General features: G+C 74.3%; 22 protein-coding genes and 1 pseudogene. 11 read left to right on the plus strand and 12 right to left on the minus strand.

What is annotated here, in order from left to right:
- Window position 1: 1 nt before the first annotated feature.
- The gene (locus ACSNOA_RS06455) at window positions 2-148 is read right to left on the minus strand and encodes a hypothetical protein (protein ID WP_436657010.1); all 147 of its coding nucleotides are present in this window, start codon (window positions 146-148) and stop codon (window positions 2-4) included.
- Between the two features lie 254 nt (window positions 149-402).
- Between ACSNOA_RS06455 and efeU the strand changes: the two genes are divergently transcribed.
- From efeU to efeB, 3 genes are read left to right on the plus strand one after another with little or no spacing between them, the layout of a single operon-like run.
- Window positions 403-1398, plus strand: coding sequence for an iron uptake transporter permease EfeU (gene efeU / locus ACSNOA_RS06460; RefSeq protein WP_436657011.1), 996 nt, complete (start codon window positions 403-405; stop codon window positions 1396-1398).
- Between the two features lie 22 nt (window positions 1399-1420).
- Window positions 1421-2551 carry an iron uptake system protein EfeO gene (gene efeO / locus ACSNOA_RS06465; RefSeq protein ID WP_436657012.1) on the plus strand — a complete coding sequence of 377 codons (1131 nt, stop codon included), beginning with the start codon at window positions 1421-1423 and terminating at the stop codon, window positions 2549-2551.
- Between the two features lie 19 nt (window positions 2552-2570).
- Window positions 2571-3842 carry an iron uptake transporter deferrochelatase/peroxidase subunit gene (gene efeB / locus ACSNOA_RS06470; RefSeq protein WP_436657013.1) on the plus strand — a complete coding sequence of 424 codons (1272 nt, stop codon included), beginning with the start codon at window positions 2571-2573 and terminating at the stop codon, window positions 3840-3842.
- Window positions 3843-3854: 12 nt separating this feature from the next.
- On the opposite strand, the gene ACSNOA_RS06475 is transcribed toward efeB, so the two are convergent.
- Entirely contained in the window at window positions 3855-4871 is a 1017-nt protein-coding gene (locus ACSNOA_RS06475; protein ID WP_436657014.1) for an RDD family protein, read from the minus strand.
- 33 nt (window positions 4872-4904) lie between these two features.
- Here ACSNOA_RS06475 and ACSNOA_RS06480 point away from each other — a divergent pair, with 33 nt between their 5' ends.
- Window positions 4905-5924 (plus strand): stage II sporulation protein M, encoded by a 1020-nt coding sequence (locus ACSNOA_RS06480; RefSeq protein ID WP_436657015.1) that lies wholly within the window; start codon window positions 4905-4907, stop codon window positions 5922-5924.
- 45 nt (window positions 5925-5969) lie between these two features.
- Here ACSNOA_RS06480 and ACSNOA_RS06485 read toward each other — a convergent pair whose 3' ends face one another.
- The 5 genes from ACSNOA_RS06485 to ACSNOA_RS06505 are packed head-to-tail and all read right to left on the minus strand — an operon-like array spanning window position 5970 to window position 11308.
- On the minus strand, window positions 5970-7280 hold the full coding sequence (locus ACSNOA_RS06485; protein ID WP_436657016.1) for a DUF58 domain-containing protein: 1311 nt from the start codon (window positions 7278-7280) through the stop codon (window positions 5970-5972).
- Window positions 7277-8233, minus strand: coding sequence for an AAA family ATPase (locus ACSNOA_RS06490; RefSeq protein WP_436658334.1), 957 nt, complete (start codon window positions 8231-8233; stop codon window positions 7277-7279). The genes ACSNOA_RS06485 and ACSNOA_RS06490 overlap by 4 nt, the downstream gene beginning before the upstream one ends.
- A gap of 32 nt (window positions 8234-8265) precedes the next feature.
- Entirely contained in the window at window positions 8266-9687 is a 1422-nt protein-coding gene (locus ACSNOA_RS06495) for a DUF4350 domain-containing protein (RefSeq protein WP_436657017.1), read from the minus strand.
- On the minus strand, window positions 9684-10469 hold the full coding sequence (locus ACSNOA_RS06500) for a DUF4129 domain-containing protein (RefSeq protein ID WP_436657018.1): 786 nt from the start codon (window positions 10467-10469) through the stop codon (window positions 9684-9686). The genes ACSNOA_RS06495 and ACSNOA_RS06500 overlap by 4 nt, the downstream gene beginning before the upstream one ends.
- The gene (locus tag ACSNOA_RS06505) at window positions 10466-11308 is read right to left on the minus strand and encodes a hypothetical protein (protein WP_436657019.1); all 843 of its coding nucleotides are present in this window, start codon (window positions 11306-11308) and stop codon (window positions 10466-10468) included. Before ACSNOA_RS06505 ends, ACSNOA_RS06500 begins: the two co-directional genes overlap by 4 nt.
- A gap of 211 nt (window positions 11309-11519) precedes the next feature.
- Between ACSNOA_RS06505 and mtrA the strand changes: the two genes are divergently transcribed.
- The 5 genes from mtrA to hpf all read left to right on the plus strand — a co-directional run bounded on the left by mtrA (window position 11520) and on the right by hpf (window position 17400).
- Window positions 11520-12209 (plus strand): MtrAB system response regulator MtrA, encoded by a 690-nt coding sequence (mtrA, locus tag ACSNOA_RS06510; RefSeq protein ID WP_120330083.1) that lies wholly within the window; start codon window positions 11520-11522, stop codon window positions 12207-12209.
- A gap of 13 nt (window positions 12210-12222) precedes the next feature.
- Entirely contained in the window at window positions 12223-13983 is a 1761-nt protein-coding gene (gene mtrB, locus ACSNOA_RS06515; RefSeq protein ID WP_436657020.1) for an MtrAB system histidine kinase MtrB, read from the plus strand.
- On the plus strand, window positions 13983-15791 hold the full coding sequence (locus ACSNOA_RS06520; RefSeq protein WP_436657021.1) for an LpqB family beta-propeller domain-containing protein: 1809 nt from the start codon (window positions 13983-13985) through the stop codon (window positions 15789-15791). The genes mtrB and ACSNOA_RS06520 overlap by 1 nt, the downstream gene beginning before the upstream one ends.
- Window positions 15792-15795: 4 nt before the next feature.
- The gene (locus ACSNOA_RS06525) at window positions 15796-16509 is read left to right on the plus strand and encodes a ComF family protein (protein WP_436657022.1); all 714 of its coding nucleotides are present in this window, start codon (window positions 15796-15798) and stop codon (window positions 16507-16509) included.
- 249 nt (window positions 16510-16758) lie between these two features.
- The gene (gene hpf, locus ACSNOA_RS06530; protein WP_436657023.1) at window positions 16759-17400 is read left to right on the plus strand and encodes a ribosome hibernation-promoting factor, HPF/YfiA family; all 642 of its coding nucleotides are present in this window, start codon (window positions 16759-16761) and stop codon (window positions 17398-17400) included.
- 42 nt (window positions 17401-17442) lie between these two features.
- On the opposite strand, the gene ACSNOA_RS06535 is transcribed toward hpf, so the two are convergent.
- Both ACSNOA_RS06535 and ACSNOA_RS06540 read right to left on the minus strand, forming a co-directional pair.
- Window positions 17443-18552: a GNAT family N-acetyltransferase gene (locus ACSNOA_RS06535; RefSeq protein ID WP_436657024.1), complete on the minus strand. Its 1110-nt coding sequence runs from the start codon at window positions 18550-18552 to the stop codon at window positions 17443-17445.
- Window positions 18549-19724 (minus strand): GNAT family N-acetyltransferase, encoded by a 1176-nt coding sequence (locus tag ACSNOA_RS06540; RefSeq protein ID WP_436657025.1) that lies wholly within the window; start codon window positions 19722-19724, stop codon window positions 18549-18551. Before ACSNOA_RS06540 ends, ACSNOA_RS06535 begins: the two co-directional genes overlap by 4 nt.
- Window positions 19725-19892: 168 nt before the next feature.
- On the opposite strand from ACSNOA_RS06540, the gene secA reads away from it, so the two are divergent.
- Entirely contained in the window at window positions 19893-22817 is a 2925-nt protein-coding gene (gene secA / locus ACSNOA_RS06545) for a preprotein translocase subunit SecA (RefSeq protein ID WP_436657026.1), read from the plus strand.
- 237 nt (window positions 22818-23054) lie between these two features.
- Here secA and ACSNOA_RS06550 read toward each other — a convergent pair.
- Both ACSNOA_RS06550 and ACSNOA_RS06555 read right to left on the minus strand, forming a co-directional pair.
- Window positions 23055-23663 (minus strand): annotated as a pseudogene (locus ACSNOA_RS06550) (Rv3235 family protein).
- Between the two features lie 101 nt (window positions 23664-23764).
- On the minus strand, window positions 23765-23992 hold the full coding sequence (locus ACSNOA_RS06555; protein WP_436657027.1) for a helix-turn-helix domain-containing protein: 228 nt from the start codon (window positions 23990-23992) through the stop codon (window positions 23765-23767).
- Window positions 23993-24229: 237 nt separating this feature from the next.
- Between ACSNOA_RS06555 and ACSNOA_RS06560 the strand changes: the two genes are divergently transcribed.
- Entirely contained in the window at window positions 24230-24739 is a 510-nt protein-coding gene (locus tag ACSNOA_RS06560) for a DUF6912 family protein (protein ID WP_436657028.1), read from the plus strand.
- 21 nt (window positions 24740-24760) lie between these two features.
- On the opposite strand, the gene ACSNOA_RS06565 is transcribed toward ACSNOA_RS06560, so the two are convergent.
- Window positions 24761-25936 (minus strand): hypothetical protein, encoded by a 1176-nt coding sequence (locus ACSNOA_RS06565; RefSeq protein ID WP_436657029.1) that lies wholly within the window; start codon window positions 25934-25936, stop codon window positions 24761-24763.
- Between the last annotated feature and the right edge of the window lie 168 nt (window positions 25937-26104).

Below are 26104 nucleotides of genomic sequence, written 5' to 3' on the forward strand. Positions count from 1 at the left end.
GTCAGTCGCGGCGGCGGGGGCGGATCCAGGTCCAGACACACCAGGCGAGCCAGGCGAGCGAGACGGCCGTGGCGAGCGCCCGCAGTCGCAGCGCGCTGAGCAGCAACACGACGGCCAGGACGGCGAGCCAGGGCCCGAAGCCCTTCACGGCCGCGGCCGGAGGGTCGTGGTGGGCGTGCGGGGGGAGGCGGGGTGATCGTCGGGCACGGTCGTCCTGTCTGCGTGGGGGCGAGCCGGAATCCTGCCACAGCCGCCCGCCGCGCGGTGGCCCACGGCGCGCGTACGTCGAGTTCACGGGCCGGACGAGTGGCGTTGGCATGAACAACTTGACGAGGCTTCCGAACAGGAGGAAGGTATGGCTGCCCTTACTTAGCTGAGGCGTGCCTAAGAACCGGAGCACCGATGTTCGCCACCTACCTGATCGGCCTGCGCGAGGGCCTCGAAGCGACCCTCGTGGTCAGCATCCTCGTCGCCTTCCTCGTGAAGTCGCAGCGCCGGGACCGGCTGCCCCAGGTCTGGGGTGGAGTCGGGCTGGCCGTGGCGCTGTCGGTGCTGTTCGGGTGGCTCATCGAGTACACGTCGACCACGCTGCTGGCCCGTTCCGAGGACCGCGAGCTGTTCGAGGCCGTGACGTCCGTGGCGGCCGTCGTCTTCGTCACCTGGATGATCTTCTGGATGCGCCGGGCCGCCCGCACCATCGCGGGCGAGCTGCGCGGCAAGCTCACCGACGCGCTGGCGGTCGGCTCGCTCGCCGTGGCGGGGATGGCCTTCCTCGCGGTGATCCGGGAGGGCCTGGAGACCGCCCTCATCTTCTACTCGGCGGCGCAGGGAGCGGCCGGTGACAGCGGCCCTCTCCTCGCGTTGATCGGCGGCATCGTCACGGCCGTCGTCATCGGCGTGCTGCTCTACGCCAGCGCGTTGAAGATCAACCTGAGCCGCTTCTTCACCTGGACGGGGGCGCTGCTGATCCTCGTGGCCGCCGGCATCCTCAAGTACGGCGTGCACGACTTCCAGGAGGCCGGTGTCCTGCCCGGCCTCAACGACCTGGCGTTCGACATCACCTCCGTGCTCGACCCCAGCACCTGGTACGCGGCCCTGCTGGCCGGCATGTTCAACGTCACGGCCGCACCCACCGTGCTCGAGACGATCGCCTGGGTGGCGTACGCCGTGCCGGTCCTCGCGCTCTTCCTGTTCCGCCCCGCGGCGCCGGGCAAGGCCGCCGCGCCGGGCAAGGCCGCGGCCCCGAGCGCGGCCGCCCCGGACGCGGCCGCCACGCCGAGCGCGGCCGCCACTCCCGGTGCGGCCCCTGCCGCCGAGACCGCTGGCCCGGGCGACACGGCCGGAACCACCACCACCGCGGCCGGGGCCGAGGCGCCCTCCGCGCCGCAGCGTGCCTGATCCGACGAGGAGAACTGCCCAGATGCGTACCACCCGTTACCTCACGCTGGCCGCCGTCGGCCTGCTGGCCACGGCCGGCGTCGTCGCGTGCTCCGGTGAAAAGGAGGAGCCCGCGGCGGCCGGCGGCCCGATCGTGGTCAAGGCCGACGACACGGCCTGCCAGGTCGCCGACACCGACCTGCCCGCTGGAACGGCCACCTTCAAGATCACCAATGCGGGCGCGAAGGTCACGGAGTTCTACGTCTACGCGAGCGGTGACCGGGTGATGGGCGAGGTGGAGAACATCGCTCCCGGGCTGAGCCGCGAGCTGCGGGTCGAGCTGCCGGCCGGGACGTACGAGACGGCCTGCAAGCCCGGGATGAGCGGAAAGGGCATTCGGGGGGCGCTGAAGGTCAGCGGCTCCTCCGCGCCGCTCACCGAGGACGCCGCGCTGGCCGGGGCCGCCGACAGTTACCAGCGTTACGTGAAGAGCCAGACGGCGGCCCTGCTGGAGAAGACCGAGGAGTTCGTGACCGCGGTCAAGGCCGGGGACGTGGCGAAGGCCAAGACGCTCTACCCCGTGGCCCGGACCTACTGGGAGCGGATCGAGCCGGTCGCCGAGATCTTCGGCGACCTCGACCCCAAGATCGACGGCCGCGAGGAGGTCATCGAGGAGGGGATGGAGTTCACGGGCTTCCACCGGATCGAGAAGGACCTCTGGACCACCGGTGACATCAGCAAGGACGGCCAGATCGCGGATCGGCTGCTGACCGACGTCAGGGAGATCGTGGCGAAGGCCAACGCCGAGAAGCTCTCCCCGCTGCAGCTCGCCAACGGCGCCAAGGAGTTGCTCGACGAGGTGGCCAGCGGCAAGATCACTGGCGAGGAGGAGCGCTACTCGCACACCGACCTGTGGGACTTCAGCGCCAACCTCGAGGGGTCCAAGGCCGCGATCGCCGCGCTGCGCCCCGCGCTCGAGCAGCGGTCGCCCGACCTCGCCAAGCAGCTCGACACCGAGTTCGCGAACGTCGAGACGCTGCTCGGCAAGCACCGGGACGGCGACGGGTGGAAGCTGCACACCGCGTTGAGCAAGGCCGATCTCAAGGAGCTCTCGGACGGCATCAACGCGCTCGCCGAGCCGATCAGCAAGGTCGCCGCGGTCGTCGCCAAGTGAGCCGGGACGGGTGGTGTCGATGAGTGGAGTCAGTCGCCGGCGGGCCATCACGCTGGCCGGGGCCGGGGTGGCCGGCGTCGCCGGGGTGGCCGCCGGCACGGGCGCGCTGCTGCGCGGCTCGCCTGACCAGGCCGCCGCCAGCGAGCACGCGTCCGGGGCGGTGCCGTTCCACGGCGAGCACCAGGCCGGCATCGTCACGCCGGCCCAGGACCGGCTGCACTTCGTCGCGTTCGACGTGATCACGAAGGACCGCGCGCGTCTCGTCGACCTGCTCCAGGAGTGGACGGCCGCGGCCGCCCGGATGACCGCCGGTCAGGAGGCCGGGGTGCTCGGCGCGGTGGGCGGTGTGCCGGAGGCGCCGCCGGACGACACCGGCGAGGCGCTCGGCCTGCCCCCGTCGCAGCTCACGCTCACCGTCGGCTTCGGTCCCACGCTGTTCCGCGACGCCGAGGGCCGGGACCGGTTCGGCATCGCCGACCGGCGCCCGGCAGCCCTCGCCGACCTGCCCCGGTTCCCCGGCGACGCCCTGCAGCCGCAGATCTCCGGCGGTGACCTGTGCGTCCAGGCGTGCGCGAACGACCCGCAGGTGGCCGTCCACGCGATCCGCAACCTGGCCCGGATCGGCATGGGCGTGGTGAGTGTCCGCTGGTCCCAGCTCGGCTTCGGCCGGACGTCGTCCACATCCCGCGGCCAGGCCACCCCGCGCAACCTGTTCGGCTTCAAGGACGGCACGGCGAACCTCAAGGCCGAGGACACCGACCTGCTCCGGGACCAGCTCTGGGTGCAGCCGGGCGACGGGCCGGACTGGATGGCCGGTGGCTCGTACGTGGTCACGCGGAAGATCCGCATGTTGATCGAGACCTGGGACCGGACCTCGCTGGCCGAGCAGGAGGAGATCGTGGGGCGGGCCAAGGGCAACGGCGCCCCGCTCGGACAGCGGGACGAGTTCGAGGAGCCGGACTTCGCGGCCACGGGCGACGACGGCCAGCCGCGCATCCCCGCGCACGCGCACGTCACGCTCGCCCACCCGACGCGCAACGGCGGGGCGCGTCTGCTGCGCCGCGGCTACAACTTCGTGGACGGTTCGGACGGCCTGGGCCGACTCGACGCCGGCCTCTTCTTCATCGCCTACCAGCGCGACCCGCGCCGGCAGTTCGTACCGATCCAGACCCAACTGGCCCGGCACGACGTGATGAACGAGTACCTGCGGCACGTCTCGAGCAGCCTGTTCGCCTGCCCGCCGGGCGTGCGGGACGGCGGCGACTACTGGGGTCGGGCGCTGTTCGCCTGACCCGTCCGGTCGTCAGGCGGCGGGACCGTCGACGGCGTCGACCGGCGGGCGTACGACCGGCGGCCCCGCCTGTGCCGGCGGCGCGGCGGGGCGTAGGGCCGTGGTGGGACGGGCCGGCGGGTGCGGATCGGGCACGGCCCGGCGGATCGGCTCGGCCGGGGGCGGCGCCAGCTCCGGCCAGAGCGCCGCGGTGACGGCGCGGGCGCGGTGCAGCCGGTGCATGGCCCGGCGGTGGCGCTCGCCGAGGACGGCGGCCAGGTAGACGGTCTCGGACGCGGGCAGCGGCGGGGGTGGGGTGGTCACCGCGGCCACCTCGGTCCACAGACCGCGGGCCAGCCGGCTCCGCGCCGGTTCCGCGAGCTGGTGGACACGGGCCAGGTACTGCCGCGCCGCGAGCGCCAGGGCGTCGTCGAGCCGGCTCAGGTCCAGGGTGTACGCCCAGTCGACGAGCGGCGGCACCGCCGTCGGGACGGGCCGCCACACGGCAGCGGCGCGGGTGTGGACGACGAGCGTGCCGGCCACCAGGTCGCCGAGCCGGCGGCCCCGCCGGTCGGTGAGCATGACCGTCACTCCCGCCGCCCAGCTGAGCAGCGGCAGGACGAGCCCGGGCCACTCCACGGCGACACCGACGAGGGCGCGGGTCAGAGACTGCCGCAGCCCGACCGGGCCACCGTCCGCGCTGACCACCCGCAGGCCGACCGCGATCTTGCCCGGCGTCCGGCCGTCGTTGAACCGCTCGAACAGCACGGGGTAGCCGACCAGCACCGCGATGAGCGTGAGGGTGCCCGTGGCCCCCGTGAGCGCCGCGTCGACCACTCCGAAGGGCAGGGCCTCGATGGCGAGCGCGACCAGCACGGCCAGCACCAGCGCGAGTCCCAGCTGGACCAGGACGTCGACCAGCAGGGCGAGCACCCGGGAGCCGAGCCGGGCCACCCGGATGTCCAGCTCCACGGCTTCACCGCTGACCAGCCCGGCGTCGTTCCAGGGAACGGTCCGGGTGGCGGCCGGTGCCGATGGTTGCGCGCTCACCCCGACAGTGAACACTATGATCCGCGGACGGGGGTGAGCGTGGATCTCGACGCGTACGTCGCCGAGCACGGCGAGCAGTGGCGGCGGCTCGAGGAGCTGTGCCGGCGCCGCCGGCTCGACGCCGCCGAGGTCGACGAGTTGGTCGCCCTCTACCAGCGGACGGCCACCCAGCTCTCCGCCCTGCGCAGCCGGTCACCCGACCCGGCGCTGGTGAGTCAGCTCTCCCAGCTGGTGCTCCGGGCCCGGGCGAGGCTCACGGGCCGGCCCCGCCCGTCGTGGGCGGCGGTCACCCGCTTCCTGGTCGCCGATTTCCCGGGCGCTGTCTACCGGGCGTGGCCCTGGTGGTGCGGGGTGGCGACCGGCTTCAGCCTGCTCAGCTTCTTCCTGATCTGGTTCGTCGCCAACAACCCCGACACGGCGGCCGCGTTCGTGGGCGAGGACGCGGCGGCCGACCTTGTCCAGTCCGGTTTCGCCGGGTACTACACGGAGTTCTCCGCGCCGACCTTCGCGTTCCACCTCTGGACGCACAACGCCTGGCTGGCGGCCCAGTGCCTCGCGTCCGGTGTGCTCGTCGTGCCGGTGTTCTACCTGCTCTGGCAGAACGCGCTGAACATCGGCGTCACCGGCGGCGTGATGGTCTCGTACGGCCGCGCGGACGTCTTCTTCGGCCTGATCACCCCGCACGGCCTGCTGGAACTGACCGGGGTCTTCGTGGCCGCCGGGCTGGGGTTGCGGGTCGCCTGGGCGTGGATCTCACCGCCCCCGGAGCTGACGCGGGGGCAGGCCGTGGCCCGGGCCGGCCGGTCGGCCATCCTGGTGGCCGTCGGCCTCGTCGGGGTGTTCGCGCTCTCGGCGCTCGTCGAGGCGTTCGTCACGCCGGCCCCCGTGCCGGTCCCGCTGCGCGTCGCCGTGGGCGCCGCCGTCTGGATCGCCTTCCTGGCGTACGTGTTCGTTCTCGGCCGCCGCGCCACCCACCCGGCGCCGGCGCCGCCCCCGCCGACCCTGGTTGATCATGAAGTTGTTGCCCCGACACGCCGTGCCGGTGGGCAATAACTTCATGATCAACGTGGCGGAAGCGGACGGGCGCCGGGGGTGGGGTCAGAGCTGGCCTTGGGACTTCAGGCGTAGGTAGGTGTCGGCCAGGGTGGTGGCGAGCGCACCAGCGGGGGCGTCCACGACCAGCACGCCGTAGCGGGTGAGCGCCGCGCGGACGCGGTCCCGCTCGGCAAGCGCGCGCCAACCGGCCGCCGCCGCGTAGGCGTCCTCGGGCCGGGACGGCGTGCCTGTGGTCATCGCGGAGAGCACCGGGTCGTGAGTCGCCGCGATCATCACCCGGTGCCGGGCGGCCAGCCGGGGCAGCACCGGCAGGAGGCCCTCGCCCAGCGCGCCCGCCTCCAGCGCCGTGAAGAGCACCACGAGGCTGCGCTGGCGCTGCCGGCGCAGGACCTCGCCGGCCACCAGCTCGAAGTCCGTCTCGACGAGGGCCGGCTGCAACGGGGCGAGCGCGTGCACGAGCCGCGGCAGCAGGGCGGCCCGACCCGTGCCGGTGACCGTGGCCCGCACCGCGGTGTCGGCGGCCAGCAGGTCGACGCGGTCGCCGGCCCGGGAGGCGAGCGCGGTGAGCAGCAGCGCCGCGTCGATGGCGGTGTCCAGGCGAGGCTCGTCACCGATCCGTACGGCCGAGGTGCGGCCGGTGTCGAGCACGCAGACGAGCCGCCGGTCCCGCTCCGGTCGCCAGGTGCGCACCAGCACGTCCGCCTGCCGGGCACTGGCCCGCCAGTCGATCGACCGGACGTCGTCGCCCACCACGTACTCGCGCAGCGTGTCGAACTCGGTGCCCTGGCCGCGTCCCCGGCTGACCTGGGTGCCGTCGATCACCCGCAGCCGGGCCAGCTTCTCGGGCAGGTGCCGGCGGGAGTCGAAGCGGGGCAGCACCCGCAGCGTCCACGGTGGTGTGGCGGGTCGGCCGGACCGCTGGCGGAACGCGAGCCGCAGCGGGCCGAGCGAGCGTACGGTCAGCGCCACCGCGGGCCGGTCGCCGCGGCGGGTCGGGGTGAGCCGGGTGGGCAGCACCGCCGTCTCGCCGGGCGCCACGGTGACGACCCGCCGCGGCGGCACGTCGGGACGCGCCCCGACCGACGGCACCCAGGCGTCGCGGATCTGGGCGCGCAGCGTACGGCCAGAGGTGTTCTCGACCCGGAGCGCGACGGTGGCCGTGCCGCCGAGCCGCACCGTCCGGTCGCCCTCCCGGCGCACGGTGAGCGCGGCGGGAGGGACCGCGAGCAGCCGGTCCACGACGACCAGGAGCAGCACGGCGCCGGTCATGACCGACACACCGACGAACGGCGACGGCCAGAGCGGCAGGGTCGGCGCCCCGGCCGCCAGCAGCAGCGCCGCCCGCCAGGTCATCGCGGCGTCGGCACGGTGGCGAGCACCGTGTCCAGCACCGCGTCGACGGCCACGCCCTCCAGCTCGACCTCCGGGCGCAGCCGCAGCCGGTGCCGCAGGGTGGGCCGGGCCACCGCCTTCACGTCGTCCGGGACGACGTGGTCCCGCCCGCCCAGCCAGGCCCACGCCTTGGCCGTGCTGAGCAGCGCGGTCGCGCCGCGGGGCGAGGCGCCCAGCTCCAGCGCGGGGGTGGTGCGGGTGGCCCGGCAGAGGTCGACGAGGTAGCCGAGGAGCGGATCGGCCACGTGCACCCGACCGACCGCGCTCCGCGCCGCCGCGAGGTCCGCGGCGGTCGCCACGGGCCGTACGCCGGCCGCCGCGAGGTCGCGTGGGTCGAAACCGGCGTGGTGGGCGCGGAGCACCCCCAGCTCCTCCTCCCGGCTGGGCAGGGGCACGGTGAGCTTGAGCAGGAACCGGTCGAGCTGCGCCTCGGGCAGCGGGTAGGTGCCCTCGTACTCGACCGGGTTCTGGGTCGCGGCCACGATGAACGGGTCGGGCAGCGGGCGGCGGGCGCCCTCCACCGAGACCTGCCGCTCCTCCATCACCTCGAGCAGCGCCGACTGGGTCTTCGGCGGCGTCCGGTTGATCTCGTCGGCGAGCAGCAGGTTGGTGAAGACCGGTCCCTCGCGGAAGGTGAACGCCGCGGTGTGCGGGTCGAAGATCAGGGAGCCGGTGACGTCGCCGGGCATCAGGTCGGGCGTGAACTGCACGCGCTTGGAATCCAGGTCGAGCGCGGTGGCCACGGTGCGGATGAGCAGCGTCTTGGCCACACCCGGTACGCCCTCGAGCAGCACGTGCCCCCGGCAGAGCAGGGCGATCACCAAGCCGGTGACGACCGCGTCCTGGCCGACGACCGCCTTGGCCACCTCGGCGCGCAGCCGGTGCAGGGCGGCGCGGGCGTCGTCGGGGCCGATGGTCGGCGGCTCGGCGGTTCCGGCGGGTCGGGTCACCGGGGTCCTCCTTCGGTGGGGTCGGGGCCGGTCGGGTCGGCGGGGCGTGCGCGATCGGGCGGGACGGCCGCGACGGTACGCGTGAGGTCGTCCAGCGACCGCGCGAGGTCCAGCAGGTCCGCGTCGGTGGCCGGGTCGTCGCCGTACAGCAGCTCCTCGACCTGCTCCGGGTCGTGGCCGGTGCGCGCGGCGACGGCCGCGGACACCCGCTCCGGCGGCACGCCCGCCGGAAGGTTCAGCCAGGGCAGCAGGCGGGCGAGGGCGGCGGTCCGCAGTGTGCGTCCCGCCGGGCCCCGGGCGCCGGCCCGCTGGTACAGCCGGGCGCGCCCGAGGGTCGTCTCGGCGGAGCGTACGGTCACCGGCAGCGGCTCGGGTGCCGGCGGCCCGAGGCGGCGGGCCCGCCAGAGCGCGACGAGCAGCAGCGCCAGCGCGAGCTGCACCAGCAGTGCCCAGAACCAGACGGGGAAGGCGTCCCACAGCGGGTTGCCGGCGTCCTGGCGGTCGTCGGCCGAACTCTGCGGGCGCCCTCCCCTCGGGGAGCCGTCGCCGCCGGGCATCGGGCCGGGCCGGCCGTCGGCCGTGCCGTGTGGACCGTCGGAACCGTCGCCGCCGGGCTCCTCGGAGTAGGGAACGGTGTCCGGATGCGGCGGGCTGCTGCTGGACGGCGGGGGCGGCTCGGGACGGCGCAGGTCGAGCCAGACGACCCGGCCCCGCAGCCCGAGCAGGCCGGTGGCCAGCGCCTGGTTGTCCCACTCGGCGATCCGGTCGTTGCGGAACGGGTCGTCGGCCCCCACCACCACGACCTCCGTCGCTCCGGGCAGCCGGGCCAGGCCGGCCGAGAAGCAGAGGTCGGCGACGTCGTCGGCCTCGTACCGCTGGAGCTGCGCGGCGGCCCGGCGTACCGGGCCGAGCTCGGGCAAGGGGCAGGGCCGGCCGTCGGACCGCGGGTCCCCGACCTTCGCGGCCCAGCGCCGGTCCCTTGGTGTGAGCGGCAGGCCGGCGTCCACGAGCGAGCGGCGGGACGGGTCGACCAGCACGAGCCGGCTGCCGGGGGCCAGGCGGGTGATCCGGGCCAGGGTGTCCGGCTGGAGCAGGTCGGGCGCCGGCACGAAGACGGTGGCCGGTCCGGTGCGGGCGGCGCGCAGGGCCGGTGCCGGCTCGGTCTCCCGCTGCACGGTCACACCGCCGCGGCGCAGGGCCTCGGCGAGCCGGCTCCCGCCGTGTCCGCCGGTCTCCACCGGGGAGAGGAAACCCGGGTCGGTGGGGTCGGGACGGTCCACCGCGTACGTGACGAGGGTGGTGGTCACGAGCGCCGCGGCCAGCCCGAGAGGGACGGCCAGGCGGTGCCAGCGGCGCCGGGGCGGCCGCTTCGCCGTCTCGTCACGGGCCGGGGCCGGGATCGGTGGGGCGGCGGTCACGGTCGCTCCTCCCGTGCGGCGGCCGGCTCGTCACCCGGTCCGGCCGGCGCGGGTACGACCCGCTCGGGAGCGACGCCGGTCGGCGACGGGACGGTCCCGGCGGGAGCCGGTCCGCCGGCGTCGACCGGCGCGGGTACGACGCCACCGGCCATCGCGCCGGGGGACGGCGGGGTGGTGAGCACCCGGTGCAGCTCGGCCGCGAGATCGCGCATTCGCCGGTCGTGCTCGGGCGAGGCGGGCCGCTGCGCGTACCAGACCTCGGAGAAGATCGCCCCGGCCGCCACCACCGCGGGGCCGGCGGGTGGCCGGTTCCGGGCGGCCGTGGCACCGACCTCGAGCACGGTCAGGCCGGGCTGCGGGGGCACCACCCGCCGGAACACCAGCTCGCCGACCATGTCGCGGAGCCGTTCGCGGACGGCCTCGGCGTACCGGCCCTCGGCCGCGAGCCGGTCGGCGAGCGAGAGCTGCCCGGTGGCCGGCGCGACCGGTTCCTCCGGCGGCGCGGGTGTGGCGTCGATCGCGGGGGCGGCCTCGTCGGCCCGTCGACGGCGCCGCAGCCGCAGCCGGGGCCACCGCAGGCGGGGCCACCGGAGCCGGGGCCGCCGGAGCCGGGGAAGGCGCAGCCGCACCCGCGGCAGGCGGCGGGGCACCCACGCGGGAAACGTGTACCAGCCCAGAGCCACCAGCGCCGCCACGACGACGAGCAGCAACGCGGCCAGCGGCAGCGGCACGTGGTCGCCGAGCGCCGCGACGGTCTCCGTCCACCACCGGCTGAAGCTCATCGGTCCGCCGCCAGGAGGACCCGTTCCGGCATGCCGGCCGGCGACCGGGCGAGCAGGATGTCCAGGCCCTCGCTGCGCATCCGGGTCTCGAGGTGGAGCACGGCGTCCAGGCAGGCCAGCGCCGGGTACGCCACGGTGTTCACGGCGGCCCACACCACCAGCGCGACCGGCACCGCCCACTCGGCGGGGACGAGGCCGAGCCCCGGAAGCGTGAGGAGGATCCCGGACGCGAGGCCGACCCGGAGGATCCACCAGCCGAGGTAGCCGAGCAGCCGGACGAGACCGGCCCGCAGCCCACCGCGGGCGGCCAGCGCGACGGCGCGGGGGAGTGCGCGCAGCAGGGGCGTCCGGTCGGTGACGAGCACCGGCGTGAGGGCGCCGAGCAGTGCGAACCCGACGAACCAGCCCGGTCCGCACAGCGCGGCCACGAACATCACGGCGCCGGCGACGAGCGCGAGCAGCAGGGTGGCGCCCCACCGCGCGCCGGCGGGGCGGAGCAGCTCGCCGGCGCGCGCGGTACGGCCGAGCAGCGCGGGCCCGGCGGCCCGGGCGGCCGGGCTGCCGAGCAGGGCGATGACCACCCCTTCGGTGGCGGCGCCGACGGCCAGCAGCAGCCAGTACGCGGACACCCGGCCGTCGGCGTACCACCAGATCGGGGGCACGCTGCCGGCCAGGGTTCGCAGCGGAGCCAGGAGGAGCTGCTCGCCCGCGGCGAGCAGGGCCGCGAACGGCAGGAGCACGGAGGCGTGGTCGCGCAGCAGCAGGACCGCCGAGTCCAGCAGCTCGCCCACGGTGAGGGGTCGGCGCGGGAGGACGGCGGTAGGGCCGGCGTCGGGCACGCGGACTCCTGGGGGACGGGCGACGGTGGCGCGCGGCGGCGCACGCAGGGATCATGGTGACACGCCCGGCCCGAACCGGTGGACCCGCAGGTCGCGCGACGCGCGCGGTCGACCGCCGGCGCGGATCTCTGTGGCAAGCTTGCCGGCGGCGGTACCGTGCCGGGTGACGCCGGTCCCACCGACATTGGAACGGGGATGGAAAATTAACCCCATGAGAGCCCGGGTACTGGTGGTCGACGACGACCCCGCGCTCGCCGAGATGCTCGGCATCGTGCTGCGCAGCGAAGGTTTCCTGCCTTCCTTCGTGGCCGACGGGGAACGCGCCCTGGCCGCGTTCCGCGACAACCGGCCCGACATCGTCCTGCTCGACCTCATGCTGCCCGGGATGAGCGGCATCGACGTGGCGCGGGCGATCCGGGCAGAATCCGGCGTGCCAATCGTCATGCTGACCGCGAAGAGCGACACGGTCGACGTGGTGCTCGGGCTGGAGTCCGGCGCCGACGACTACGTGGTCAAGCCGTTCAAGCCCAAGGAGCTGGTGGCCCGCATGCGGGCCCGGCTGCGCCGCGGCGAGGACGTGGCCCCGGAGATGCTGACGATCGGGCCGCCCGGCAACCAGATCAGCATCGACGTGCCGGCGCACACCGTGAGCCGCAACGGCGAGGAGGTGAAGCTGACGCCGCTGGAGTTCGACCTGCTGGTCGCGCTCGCCCGCAAGCCGCGGCAGGTCTTCACCCGCGAGGTGCTGCTCGAGCAGGTCTGGGGCTACCGGCACGCCGCGGACACCCGGCTGGTGAACGTGCACGTGCAGCGGCTGCGCGCCAAGATCGAGCCGGATCCGGAGCGGCCGGAAATCATCCTCACCGTGCGGGGCGTGGGCTACAAGGCGGGCACCGGATAGCCTGGGGCGCACTGTGGCCTCCTCCGCGCTTCCGCCCCCCGACACCGCGACCGCCCGGCGGCTCGGCGCCGTCGGCGAGCTGTGGCGTGGGCTCGTCGCGCGGGGTGCGCGGCTGGTCGCCGGGGCGCACCGCACGTGGCGGCGGTCGTTGCACGTCCGGGTGGTCACCATCACGCTCGTCGCGTCCAGCCTGCTCGTCGGCGGGTTCGCGTATCTGATCGCTGACAAGATCACAAACATCCTGCTGGAGAACGCCGAGACCGACGTCCGCCAGCGGTTGGAGAGCGGCGCGGACTACGCGGCCAAGCAGGTCTACCTCTACGGCCAGCCGCAGGAGGCCCAGCTCCAGGAGACCATCGAGGGCACTGTCAACTACCTGGCCGGCGCCGACCCGCAGCAGACCAGCGGGATGGTCGTGACGATCACCGCGGACGGCTTCCCGGGCGCGATCCAGAGCCGGACGGCCCCGGCCGTCAACGTGCAGCCGCTGATCAGCCCGGAGCTGCGGGCCGCCGTCGCCTCCGGCAACGTGGCCAGCCAGATCGGCACGGGCGTGCTCACCGGGGACCGGACGAAGTACCTGGCGTACGGCTCGCCGGTGCCGACCCGGTTCGGCCAGATCGAGCTGTACTACCTGATGCCGCTGGACCGGCAGGACGCCACGGCGGCCGACGCCCGTGCCACCGTGGTGGCCACCGGCGCCGCCCTCGTGGTGCTGCTCGGGCTGCTCGCGGCGCTGGTCACCCGTCTCGTGGTCAACCCGGTACGGGTGGCCGCGCGCACGGCCCAGCGGCTCTCCGCGGGTCTGCTCGACCAGCGGATGGTGGTCAACGGGGAGGACGACCTGGCGTTGCTCGCCGCCTCGTTCAACCAGATGGCCACCAACCTCCAACGGCAGATCCTGCGGCTGGAGGAGATGTCGCGGTTGCAGCGCCGGTTCACCTCCGACGTGTCGCACGAGCTGCGCACGCCGCTCACCACGGTCCGGATGGCGGCCGACCTGATCTTCGCCGAGCGCGACGGCTTCGACCCGGCGGTGGCCCGCAGCGCCGAGCTGCTCCAGGCCGAGCTGGACCGGTTCGAGGAGTTGCTCACCGACCTGCTGGAGATCAGCCGCTTCGACGCCGGCTTCGCGATGCTGGACGCCGAGCCCACCGACCTCGTGCCGATCGTGCACCGGGTGGTGGAACGGCTGACCGGCCTGGCCGAGCGGGTCGGCGTACCGATCGAGCTGGACCTGCCGGAGACCGAGGTGATCGCCGAGGTGGATCCACGCCGGGTCGAGCGGGTGCTGCGCAACCTCGTCGGCAACGCGGTCGAGCACGGGGAGGGCCGGCCGGTGCTGATCCGGCTCGGCATGGACGACACGGCGGTGGCGATCACCGTCCGGGACCACGGGGTGGGGTTGAAACCGGGCGAGGAGAAGCTGGTGTTCAACCGCTTCTGGCGGGCCGACCCGTCGCGGGCGCGGCAGACCGGCGGCACCGGCCTCGGCCTGTCGATCAGCCTGGAGGACGCGCGCCTGCACGGCGGCTGGCTGGAGGCGTGGGGCGCGCCGGGGCAGGGCGCCCAGTTCCGGCTCACCCTGCCGTCCCGCGCCGGGGACCGGCTCACCACCTCGCCGCTGCGTCTGGTGCCTGAGGACGCCCGGCTGCCGTTCGGCGGGCCGCGCGACGGCAACCAACTGGCCATCGGCCCGGGCACCGGCGGGACGCTGGCGATCGGCCCGGCGCCGGCCGGCGATCCGGCGACGGCACGGGCGGAGGTGCGGTAGTGAGAAACCGTCTCGTGGCCGGGGCGCTCTGCGGCACCCTGGCGGTCGCCGGGTTCACCGGCTGCGGCATTCCGGAGCGCTCGGAGGTGCGGGTCGACGGGCGGCGGCAGCCGGCCACGGAGTCCGGCGCGGTCAACGCCTGGCGCAAGGAACCGCCGCCCCGGTCGATGAGCGGCACGGACCCGGAGGAGTTCGTCCGCAACTTCCTCTCGGCCGCGGCCGGTGAGCCGGACCGGGCGTACTACCGGGTCAAGCAGTTCATCGCCCAGGAGGACGACCACCGCCTCCAGGAGAAGCAGGGCAGCGAGGTCGAGCTCACCGTCGTCCGGCTGGTCGACAAGCCGGTGATCACGCCGGACATCGACAGCACCCGGGTCACCATCGCGGTGCAGCAGGTCGGTGTCCTCCGCACCGACGGCAAGCTCGCCCCGCCGGTCTCCACCGACACGCGGTACGAGTTCGGGCTGCGCAGCGCGTCCCCGGCCGGCTCGGTGGACGACGGGGCCGGGTTCTACGTGATCGACCCGCCGAACGTGCTGCTGCTGAGCGACGTCGCGTTGCGGGACTACTACGAGAGCCAGACGATCTACTTCTGGAACTCGGAGCGGACGCGGCTCGTGCCGGACCTGCGGTACCTCCCGCTCACCGTGCCCAACGAGCGGCGCCTCAACGAGGTGGTGAAGTGGCTGGTCGGCGGCCCGTCCGACTGGCTGCGCCCGGGCGTGGTGGGCCTGCCCGACCGCACCGAGCTGATCAACAATGCCACCGGTGGCAACGGCCGCTGGGAGGTCAACCTGGACATGTCCGGCGACGACCGGACCCGGGCCGACCAGCTCCTCACGCAGATCGCGTGGTCGCTGCCCGAGTTCGACGGCCAGCTCGAGCTGAAGGTCCGCAACAACTCGGTGCTCACCGAGGACCTGGGCGAGCGCCGGTCGGCCCGGGCGCTCTACCAGGGCCTCGACGCGCCGGTGCGGTACTGCGTGTACGAGGGGTCGATCCACCCGCTCGGCATCGCGGGCGAGTCCCCCGGCGCCGTGCCGCTGGACCCCGGGGCGAACCGGAACGTCGTGTCGGCCGGGTTCACCCGCGCCGACAAGCAGGTGTTCGCGGCCCTCGTGACCGCGTCCGCGGGGCGGCAACGGCTCAGCGTGGGCACGGGGCCGGCCCCGGTGACGACCTTCACGAAGGGCCCGGAGCACACCGCGATCGGCCGGCCGGTCTGGCTGCGCGCCACCGATCCGCACCAGCCGCAGGGGCTCGTGGTCGCCGACGGCCGGCTCTACCGGTTCGACCAGAACGCGCGGATGTCCCAGATCGTGCTCAACCTGCCCCCGGGCTCGGTGACCGCGGTCGCCGCCTCCCTGGACGGGCGGCGGATCGCCCTGATCGCCGGCGGCGCCCTCTACGTGGCGGCGCTCAACCTGGACGGCGGCACCGTGGCCGTCGGGCCGCCGCGACGGGTGGCCACCTCGCTGACCAGCCTCTCCGCGGTCGACTGGGGCGACGAGGAACGGCTCATCGTGGCCGGTGCGGCCGGCCGCCCGGCGATCTACGAGATCAGCGTGGACGGCGCGTTGCAGACCCCGCTCAAGGACGACACGGGCGCGCGGGTGACGCACCTGACCGCGTTCCCCACCAACCCCGCCACGAAGCTGCCCTCCGGGGCCTTCATGTACGAGGCGAACAACGTGTCGTACCGCAGCAGCCCGGTCGAGCGGATCCAGCGGGAGCAGGTGCTCGACGTGACGCCGCCCCCGACCGGGGTCCGCCCCGGCTCCCCGTCCGCCCCGTTCTTCCTGTTCTGACGCCGTGCGCGGCCTCGGCGGGCTCTGGGCGGACCTCGGCGACCTCGTGCTGCCCACGGACTGCGCGGGCTGCCGGCAGCGCCGGCCGGGCCTGCGGCACGGCGTCTGCCCGCAGTGCGTGGCGGCGCTGGAGGCGTTGCGTCCCCGGTCGGTACGCCCCACACCCGCCCCGGCCGGCCTGCCGCCGTGCGTCGCCCTCGGTCCGTACGCGGGACCGCTGCGCGAGGCGCTCCTCGCGTACAAGGAACACGGGCGGCACGGGCTGGCCCGGCCGCTGGGCGCCCTGCTCGCCGAGGTGGTCGCCGCGGCCGTGGGCGCGGCCCGCCCGGTGGCCCTGGTCCCGGTGCCGGACACCGCGGCGGCCGCCCGCGCACGCTACGGCGACCACCTGGACCGGCTCACCCGGCACTGCGCCGACCGGCTGGGCCGGGCCGGGTGGCCGGTGCGGGTCCTGCGGCCGCTGCGGGCGCTGCCGCGACCGGATTCGGTGACGCTCGACAGCGCCGGCCGTGCCGCCGCCGCGGAGGCCGCGTTCCGGGCCCGCCCGCCGCGTCCGGGCAGCCGGGACGGGTCCGCCGCGGCGACGCTCGTGGTGCTCGACGACATCCTCACCACCGGGGCGACGCTCGCCGCCGTGAGTCGGACGCTCACCGCGACCGGCCGGGTACCCGCCGTCGCCGCGGTGCTCGCGGCGACCGAGAAACGGCAACAGTCGTAACCCTTCGTGTTCCCGTTTCACCCGATGGTGTATGAGCTGTGAAAAATCATGGCGGTCTTGGCAACCAGGGGTGACTGCCCGAAGAACAGGAGTTAGCGTCATCGTGTCGGGGGTAGGAGGTTTTCCCACCCGCCCCCGGCGGTGAAAGGAGGCGTAGCCGCACTGACCGGTCGACGCCGAACAGGGCCTCATCCCTAGGGGCGAACGACCGGGTTACCGATCGAAGACCGTCCGAGCCAGGGAGGTCACGTGGACATCGTGGTCAAGGGCCGTAACGTCGAAGTGCCGGACCATTACCGGGTACACGTAGCTGAGAAACTCGCCAAGATCGAACGCTACGATCACAAACTCATTCGCGTGGACGTGGAACTGTTCCACGAGCGCAATCCCCGTCAGGCGGACCACTGCCAGCGGGTGGAGATCACCTGCGTGTCGCGGGGCCCGGTGATCCGTGCCGAGGCCTGCACGAACGACTTCTACAGCGCCCTCGACGCCGCCATCGCCAAGCTCGACACCCGGCTGCGCCGGGCAGCCGACCGCCGCCGGGTGCACCGCGGCCGGCACGCGCCGCTCTCCGTGGCGGCCGCCACCGCGGGCCTGCCGGTGGCCGACCTGGGCGCCGACCCACTCGGCGCGCTGAGCGACAACGGACGCACCGCCACCGCCCTCGCGGAGCGAATCGGCGTCGAGGAGCAGCACGACGACCAGCCGTGGCACATCGCGCGGGAGAAGGTGCACCCCGCCGAGCCCATGACCATCGACGACGCCCTGTTCCAGATGGAACTGGTCGGGCACGACTTCTACCTGTTCCTCGACAAGGAGTCCGGCCGGCCCAGCGTGGTCTACCGGCGCCGCGCCTACGACTACGGCATCATCTCGCTGGCCACCTGACCACGGCGGTGCGATCGGGGAGCCGTGACGGCTCCCTGATCGTCAGCGGAGTTCGCCGGGCAGCAGCCCCAACACCAGGTCGTCGACCCGGGTGCCGGCGAGGCCGGGCAGCCGGCCGCGGAGGAGTCCCTCCCGGCGGAAGCCGACCTTCTCCAGCACCCGATGCGACGCGACGTTGTCGGGCATCGTGCCCGCGGCGAGCCGCGCGAGGCGGGCCGGCCCGAAGGCCCAGCCGGCGAGGAGCCGGACGGCCCGGGTGGCGCGCCCTCCGCCGCGCCAGCGGGGGAGCAGCGCGTACCCGAGGGTGCCCTCCCCGGCGCCGGGATCGCTCACGGAGAGCCCGCAGCTGCCGACCGGTGCGCCGCTGTCCGCGTCCAGGATCAGCATCCGCGCGATGTCACCGGTGAGCCACTGGGTCTCCGCGAGCCGGCACCGCCGCTCGATCGCGGCGCGCTCCGGCGGCACCGGCGGCGCCTGGTTCGCCACCACCTCCGGCAGGGTGTGCAGCCCGTACATCAGGTCCGCGTCGTCCGGGCCCAGTCGGCGCAGCGTCACCACACCGTCGGTGAGGTGGCCCTCGGGCAGGTCGGGCAGGGGGCGAGGAGCGGGCCCGGGCGGGTCGTCGGCGAGGCGTACCCAGGCCAGCAGATCCTGTCGCCCGCCGCCCCGCGACGGGTTGGCCGCGCGGCGTACGCCCTCGAACTGGAAGCCGGCGGCCAGCGCCACCCGCTGGCTCGCCGTGTTCTCCTCGTGGGTGAGCAGTTCGACGCGGGCGGTGCCGGTGGCGAAGGCGCGCTCGGTCAGCGCGCGGGTGGCCGCCAGGGCCACCCCGCGCCCGCGCGCCCGCGGCGTCACCCAGTAGCCGATCTCCGCCTGGCCGCGGTAGGGCACCACCTGGCTGAGCCCTACGGCGCCGAGCAGCCGGTCGGTGGCCGGGTCGGCGACCGCGTACGCGGCACCGCCGCCGGCCCACGCCGCGGGAGCGCCCTCGGTGATCCACCAGTGCGCGTCCGCCTCGGTGTACGGCGCGGGCAGGCCGGAGATGAAGCGCCCGGTCAGCGGGTCGGCGCAGCCGTCGACCACGTCGGCCGAGTCGTCGAGCCGGAACGGCCGCAGCCGCACGCCGTACGCCTCGACGACCTCGGGAGTCACGCCAGGTCCCCGGCGAGCAGGGCGCCCACCCAGACGTCCACGCGCTGACCGCGGTGTGTGAGCCCGCCGCGGGCCGTGCCCTCGACGGTGAAGCCGGCCTTCTCGGCGGCCCGCCGGGAGGCCGTGTTGCCGACGTTCGCCCGCCACTCGATGCGGGCCAGGCCCAGCGTCGTGAAGCCCCAGGCGCAGAGCGCGGCCAGCGCCGCCGGCAGGAAGCCGCGGCCCCGGGCGGCCGGGGCGGTCATGAAGCCGACGTCGGCCAGCAGCGGGTCGACGGGGGAGAGCCGCAGGTCGATGGAGCCGGCGTACCGGTCGTCGGGGCCGGCGAAGACGTAGCAGGCGCTCGTGCCGGCCGCCCAGGTGCCCTGCGTGACGTCGAGGAAGGACTCCGCGTCCGCCCGCTCGTACGGGTCGGGGACGCTGGTCCAGCGGATGGTCTCCGGGTCGCGGCAGGTGGCCACGATCGCGTCCAGGTCCCGTTCCTCCATGGGGCGCAGTCGCAACTCGGTGGCGCCGGCGCCGCCCGCGGTGGCCGCCGTGGTGGCGAACAGGACGGGCTGCGGCCGGCCGAAGACGGCGGCGCGGCGGGCCTCGATGGTGCCGGGGCCGGCCGGGCCCGGCGCGCCCGGCGCGGGCACCTCGCCGGGCAGGAGCGAGCCGATCCAGGCGTCCGGCCGACCGCCCGGGGCCGGGTCGGCGAGCCGGAGGCGGCCCTCGATCCGGAAACCGGCCCGGAGCGCGACCAGCCGGGACGCGTGGTTGCCCACCGCCGCGTGCCAGAGGAGCCGGCGCAGCTTCAGCGCGTCGAACGCCCAGCGGGCCACCGCCCGGACGGCCCGGACCATGACGCCGCGGCCACGCGCCCAGGGCGCCGTCCAGTAGCCGACCTCGCCGGAGCCGAGGCGGGTGTCGAGGGCCACCAGCCCGCAGGAGCCGAGCAGTTCGCCGGTCGCCGCGTCGCAGACCGCGAACGGGGCGCCCGTGCCCCCCGCCCAGGCCCCGGCCGCGAACTCCGTGACGAACCCGCGGGCGTGTTCGGGCAGGTACGGGCGGGGTACGGTGGTCCAGCGCTGGATGTCCGGGTCCTGGCAGGCGCGGTACACGGCCTCGGCGTCGTCGGCCCGCCACGGGCGCAGCAGCAGGCCGTCCTCGATGATCTCCACTGGCTCCACCCGAGCATGGTGCCGGATCGTTCGCCCACGGCGTAACCGGATATCCGCCCCGTCCCGCACCTGCGACGCGTTATGTCGGTTTTGCTGCTGCGGTCCACCGCCACCAGTGACCATCGGCCCGATGGAGCGCCTACGATGGTTCGAGACCGTCTAGGGGAGCGTAGATCCGTGTCGATTCTGGAAAGGGTCCTCCGCGCTGGCGAGGGCCGCATGGTGCGTCGGCTCAAGGCCATCGCGGCCGCCGTCAACTCGATCGAGGACGACTACGTCAACCTCACCGACGCCGAGCTGCGCGACATGACCGAGCAGTTCAGGGAGCGGCTGGCCGACGGCGAGACCCTCGACGACCTGCTGCCGGAGGCGTTCGCGGTGTGCCGCGAGGCGGCCGCCCGCGTGCTCGGCCAGCGCCCGTACGACGTCCAGGTGATGGGTGGCGCGGCGCTGCACTTCGGCAACATCGCCGAGATGAAGACCGGTGAGGGCAAGACGCTGACCTCGGTCATGCCCGTCTACCTGAACGCGCTCGCCGGCAAGGGCGTGCACGTGGTCACCGTCAACGACTACCTGGCCCAGCGCGACGCCGCCTGGATGGGCCGGGTGCACGAGTTCCTCGGGCTCACCGTGGGCGTCGTCCTGCCCAACCGGCCGGCCGACGAGCACCGCACCGCGTACGAGTGCGACATCACCTACGGCACCAACAACGAGTTCGGCTTCGACTACCTGCGCGACAACATGGCGTGGTCGAAGGAGGAGCTGGTCCAGCGCGGCCACTTCTTCGCGGTGGTCGACGAGGTCGACTCCATCCTCATCGACGAGGCCCGGACGCCGCTGATCATCTCCGGCCCGGCCGAGCACTCCGCCCGCTGGTACCAGGAGTTCGCCGCCGTGGTGGCCCGGCTCCAGGCCGGCAAGGACGGCGAGGGCGACTACGAGGTCGACTACGCCAAGCGGACGATCGCCGTCACCGAGCGGGGCGTGGCCAAGGTCGAGGACCGGCTCGGCATCGACAACCTGTACGAGTCGGTGAACACCCCGCTGGTCGGCTACCTGAACAACGCGATCAAGGCCAAGGAGCTCTACAAGCGCGACAAGGACTACATCGTCAACGAGGGCGAGGTCCTGATCGTCGACGAGTTCACGGGCCGCATCCTGCACGGCCGCCGCTACAACGAGGGCATGCACCAGGCGATCGAGGCCAAGGAGGGGGTGGAGATCAAGCAGGAGAACCAGACCCTCGCCACCATCACCCTCCAGAACTACTTCCGCCTCTACGAGAAGCTCGCCGGCATGACCGGTACCGCCCAGACCGAGGCGGGCGAGTTCAACAAGGTCTACAAGGTCGGCGTGGTCACCATCCCGACGCACCGGCCGATGGTCCGGGCCGACCGGCCCGACGTGATCTACAAGACCGAGAAGGCCAAGTTCAACGCCGTGGTGGAGGACATCGCCGAGCGGCACGAGCAGGGCCAGCCGGTGCTCGTCGGCACCGTCTCGGTGGAAAACTCCGAGATCCTCTCCCAGCTACTCCGCCGCCGGGGCATCCCGCACTCGGTGCTGAACGCGAAGTTCCACGCCCGCGAGGCGGAGATCGTCGCCCAGGCCGGGCGCAAGGGTGCCGTCACCGTGGCCACCAACATGGCCGGCCGTGGCACGGACATCCTGCTCGGTGGCAACCCCGAGTTCCTCGCCGCCAACGAGCTGCGCCAGCGCGGCCTCGACCCGGAGGAGAACGAGGAGGAGTACGCCAAGGCGATGGAGGAGGTCCTGCCCAAGTGGAAGCAGGCCTGCGACGCCGAGGCGGAGGAGGTGGCCGCCGCGGGCGGGCTCTACGTGCTCGGCACCGAGCGGCACGAGTCGCGCCGCATCGACAACCAGCTGCGCGGTCGCGCCGGCCGGCAGGGTGACCCGGGCGAGTCCCGCTTCTACCTGTCGCTCCAGGACGAGCTGATGCGGCGCTTCCGGGCCGGCGCGGTCGAGGCGGTCATGGAGCGCTTCAACATCCCGGAGGACGTGCCCATCGAGTCGAAGATGGTCACCCGGCAGATCAAGAGCGCCCAGGCCCAGATCGAGGGCCAGAACGCCGAGATCCGCAAGAACGTCCTCAAGTACGACGAGGTGCTCAACAAGCAGCGCCAGGTGATCTACGCCGAGCGGCTCCGGGTGCTCAACGGCGAGGACCTCTCCGAGCAGGTCCGCAACATGATCGACGACGTGGTCGAGGCGTACGTGCGGGGCGCCACCTCCGAGGGCTACGGCGAGGAGTGGGACCTCGAGCAGCTCTGGTCCAGCCTCAAGCAGCTCTACCCGGTGGGGATCACCATCGACGAGCTCGAGGAGGAGGTCGGCTCCCGGGCCGGCATCGACGCCGACTTCCTGGTCGCCCGGCTCAAGGAGGACGCGCACGCCGCGTACGACCGGCGTGAGGAGCAGCTCGGCGAGGAGGGCGTGCGGCAGCTCGAGCGGATGGTCCTGCTCCAGGTGATCGACCGGAAGTGGCGCGAGCACCTCTACGAGATGGACTACCTCCAGGAGGGCATCAGCCTCCGGGCGTACGCCCAGCGCGACCCGGTCGTGGAGTACCAGCGCGAGGGCTTCGACATGTTCGCCACCATGATGGACGGCATCAAGGAGGAGACGGTCGGCTTCCTCTACAACCTGGAGGTCCAGGTCGCCGAGCCGGAGCCGGAGGCCGAGGAGGTCCAGCTGCTGGACAAGCCGGTGGAGCTGCGGGCTAAGGGCCTCAACCGCACGCCGCAGCAGCAGGGCTTCCAGTACTCCTCGCCCACCATCGACGGCGAAGCCGGCGCCGGTAGCGTCGCCGTGGAGCAGGCCGAGCAGCAGGCGCCCGCGCTCGGCGTCGGGCGGGCCGCCGCGAAGGCGGCGCCCCCGGCCGCCCCGGGCACCCACGCGCCGTCCGCGCCGCAGCGGCCGGCCAGCGGGATGAGTGGCCCGGCCGTCGCGGGCAGCACGGCCCGTCGCGCGGCGACCGGCCAGGCCGAGGGCAGTGGCGGCCCGTCGCGGAACGCGCCCTGCCCGTGCGGCTCCGGCCGCAAGTACAAGCGGTGCCACGGCGCGCCCGGCGGCGCCGCCTGACGAGCACGTGAGCCGAGCCGGGTCGTGATCCGACCCGGCCTCGGTCAGCCCGGGTCATCTGCCGGGCTCATGGTCGACTCCATTTCGCCGATGTGGCGGTATCCCGCAGACAGGGACTCCGCCACATCGGCGATCTGCATAGGCGATTCGTGAAGTCGCGCCACCGGTGACGTGGAGACCCGGGGCGCCCGCCGACCGCGCCAGACGGACGCCCCGGGAGTTCGCCGCCTCCGGTGGTCAGAGGACGTGCAGGGCCGTGCACAGCCAGCGGCCCCGGCGGTGTTCGAGGCGGAGCGCCAGGGCCCAGCTGCGCCCAGCCGTGCCGGTGAGCACCGCGGCGACCTCCACGGCCCCGGCACGCGGCTAGCCGGCCCGTAACCGCAGCAGCCGTACGGTCGGCCGGGTGGGCCGGGCCGTCCGCCGGCGGGACGCGCCCACGCGGGCGCCGCCCCGGGCGAGCTCGGGCAGCAACTCGTGCGCCCGGGCGGGGTCGAGCAGGGGGCGGAGCTGCCCCGGCGGCCGGTAGCCGTTGAGCACCTCGACGCAGGTGGCGACGAACCGGTGGGCGGCCCGGGTCGCCTCCGGCGTGGCGCTGACGAGCGCGGCGGGCGGCATGGAGGCGGCTCGGCCCCGCCCCGGGTGGGTGGGTGCCGGACGGAACCCGGCCCGCCGGTCGGAGGGACGCCGGGCATCCGGGCGGGACGCCGCGAAGAGGTCGAGCGCGAGTTGCCCGTGGGTGGGCGGCGGCCAGCCGACGTCCTCGTCGGCGTACGGGGGGTCGAGCGGCGGCGCGGGCCGGAGGCGAATGGGCGGTCGGGACGGCCCCGGACGGCGGACGTCGGTCATCGGACTGCTCCCAAACCTTGCGTTTGCCTTCGTTTGCCTTCGACTGCCTCCGATTTTCGGGCAAGCAGAGCCATCCGTCAATGCCCAGGGATGCGGCGAAACTACTCCGCGTCGCGGTCGAGGAGGGGGTTGCCCCGGATCCAGTCGGCCGTCTCCTCGTACTTGCGCTGGATGTACTCCTCCAGCCGGGCGCGCTCGACACGCCACTGCCCCCGGCCGCCGATCTTGATGGCGGGCAGTTCGCCGCTGCGCACCATGTGGTAGACCTGCGAATCCGACACGTTCAGCTCGGCGGCCACGTCGGACAGGAGCAGGAACCTCGGCTCCACGGGAACTCCCTCGGTTGGTTTCGGTAGCGTCAGTTTGCCACCACTCGCCGACGCGCCCCAGCGCCCCGCGTCTTGGCGCCGGCACGCCCCCGCCGCCTGGCCGCTCGGAAGCGGCCGGACACACCGACGGGGAACTTCCACCGGCCGGACGCGAGGTGTATGACGGTCACGGCGTACGGCATGATCGGCGCCCGGACCGGTGACCGCCGGTTCACGATCCGAGCGGGGAGACGACCGGTGACCGACGAGCTTGTCCGGGTGTACGTCCCGGCGACCGTTCCGATGCTGGCCCGGCTGCGCGAGCACGGGCTCACCGCCGCCGAGGCGCACGCGGTCACGCCGGCGCTGCGGGAGTGGTACGCCGAGGGCGACGAGGAGGAACTGGAGTACGTCGCCTTCACCCGCGCCGCACAGGACGCGTTGCAACTGCTCCGGGCCGACGCCGCCGCGCCCCGACGCCGGGTCGTGGTCTCCGCCGACCTGCCGCGCGCCGCCGTGGGACGCCCCGAGGGTGAGCTGGGGTCGAGCGTGCTCGGGCTGGTCGGCGCAGTGCCCATGAGCGCCGTCGCGGCGATCCACGTGGACGGCGCGGACGCGGCGGAGGACGTGGCCGCGGCGGCCGAGGTGGTGACGGAGGCGCTCGCCGGGGACCCGGACGCGCAGTTCACCGTCGACAGCGCCGAGGACCACGAGCTGGAGTGGTACGACGTGACCGAGCTGGACCTGCTTCTGCGTACCGTCTCCTGACCCCGCCGGAGCGGGGCCGGGTCAGCGGCCGGCGCCGGCCGCCACGGCCTCGTCGTCGGGCTCGTCCTCGGTGACGCTCGGGCCGAGCGTGCGGCCGAACGCGATGAGCGCGGTCAGCGCGCCCACGAAGAGCACCCAGATGCCGTTGTCGACCCGCGAGGTGCCGAGCATCGTCTGGGCCACCGAGTCCGCCTCGCTGAGCGCGCCGGCCAGGTCGAGCAGCGTGTGCCCGCCGACCCGGATGATCACCTCGGACAGCAGCAGGAACAGACCCGGTCCGGCCCCGGCGAGCAGGTACGCGGGCCAGCGGAGCGCGGGGGCGGCCGGGTCCCGGCGGGCGGCGCGGCGGCGGGCCCAGGCGAGGTACGCGAAGGCGAGCAGCCCGGCCACCAGCCCGGCCAGCAGGGACTCGGTGCGGGACACCCACTTGGCCGCGTTGACCAGCGACTCCTGCGTGTCGCCCGCGCCGAAGAGGTCGAAGAGGGGGTCCCGCGCGCGGCTGAACGCGACCACGAAGATCAGGACGCCCAGCGCGGAGGCCACCACCGCGCCGACCACCGGGGCGGACCGGGCGCCCGCCACCGCCCCACCGATGATCGCGGCGGCGACCGTGGTGCCGGCGATGACGTTGGTGGTGGCGGTGTCGAGGTAGGTGAGGTTCACGGCCACCGCGGCGGCGAGCCCGATCAGCAGGCCGGTGCCCGTCGCCGCGAGGAAACGCAGCGTGGAGCGGTCGCTCACCCGGTGGCCCAGCAGGTCGACCCCGAACAGGGCGAACGCGGCGCCCGCCACGAGCGCCGCCGAGATCACCCCGGGCAGCGCGAAGGCGGAGAGGCTGATCGCCGTGATGCCGGCCTCCGCGGAGTGGATCGCCTCCCGGGTCGACCAGAGCATGGCGGCCAGCCAGACCAGCGACAGCAGCGCGAGCACGGGAGCAGCCGGCACCGACGCGGTGGCGGGCGCCTCGGAGGTCGGGTCGGACCCGTCAGCCCCCACCGTGGCGTCGGCCGCAGCGTCGTCGGCCTCCGAATCGTCGCCGGCCCCGTCGCGACCGCCGGCGGCCGCAGCGCCGTCGTCGGCCGGGAGTGCGCCGTCGGCCGCTCGGGGCGCGGCCTCGGTCGCGGTGCTCGCCGCGGTGTCGCCGGCCGTAGGCCGGTCCGGCTCCGCGGCGTCGGGGCCGCCGGGCTGCTTGGTCATCGTCTTCCCTTCGCGGGGTCGGCAGGTCACCGACCATCCAGGGTAGCCGCCGCCCGTTCGCCTTCCCCGCGCCCGCCGTCGTGGGCGTGCCCGCCGTGATGCTCGCCGTTCGCAGGCACCCCAAGCGCGACGCCCGCCGTTTGCGGGCACCTTCCTCGCCGCGATGAC

It is taken from the genome of Micromonospora sp. URMC 103 (assembly GCF_051386435.1).
Taxonomy (GTDB): Bacteria; Actinomycetota; Actinomycetes; order Mycobacteriales; family Micromonosporaceae; genus Micromonospora.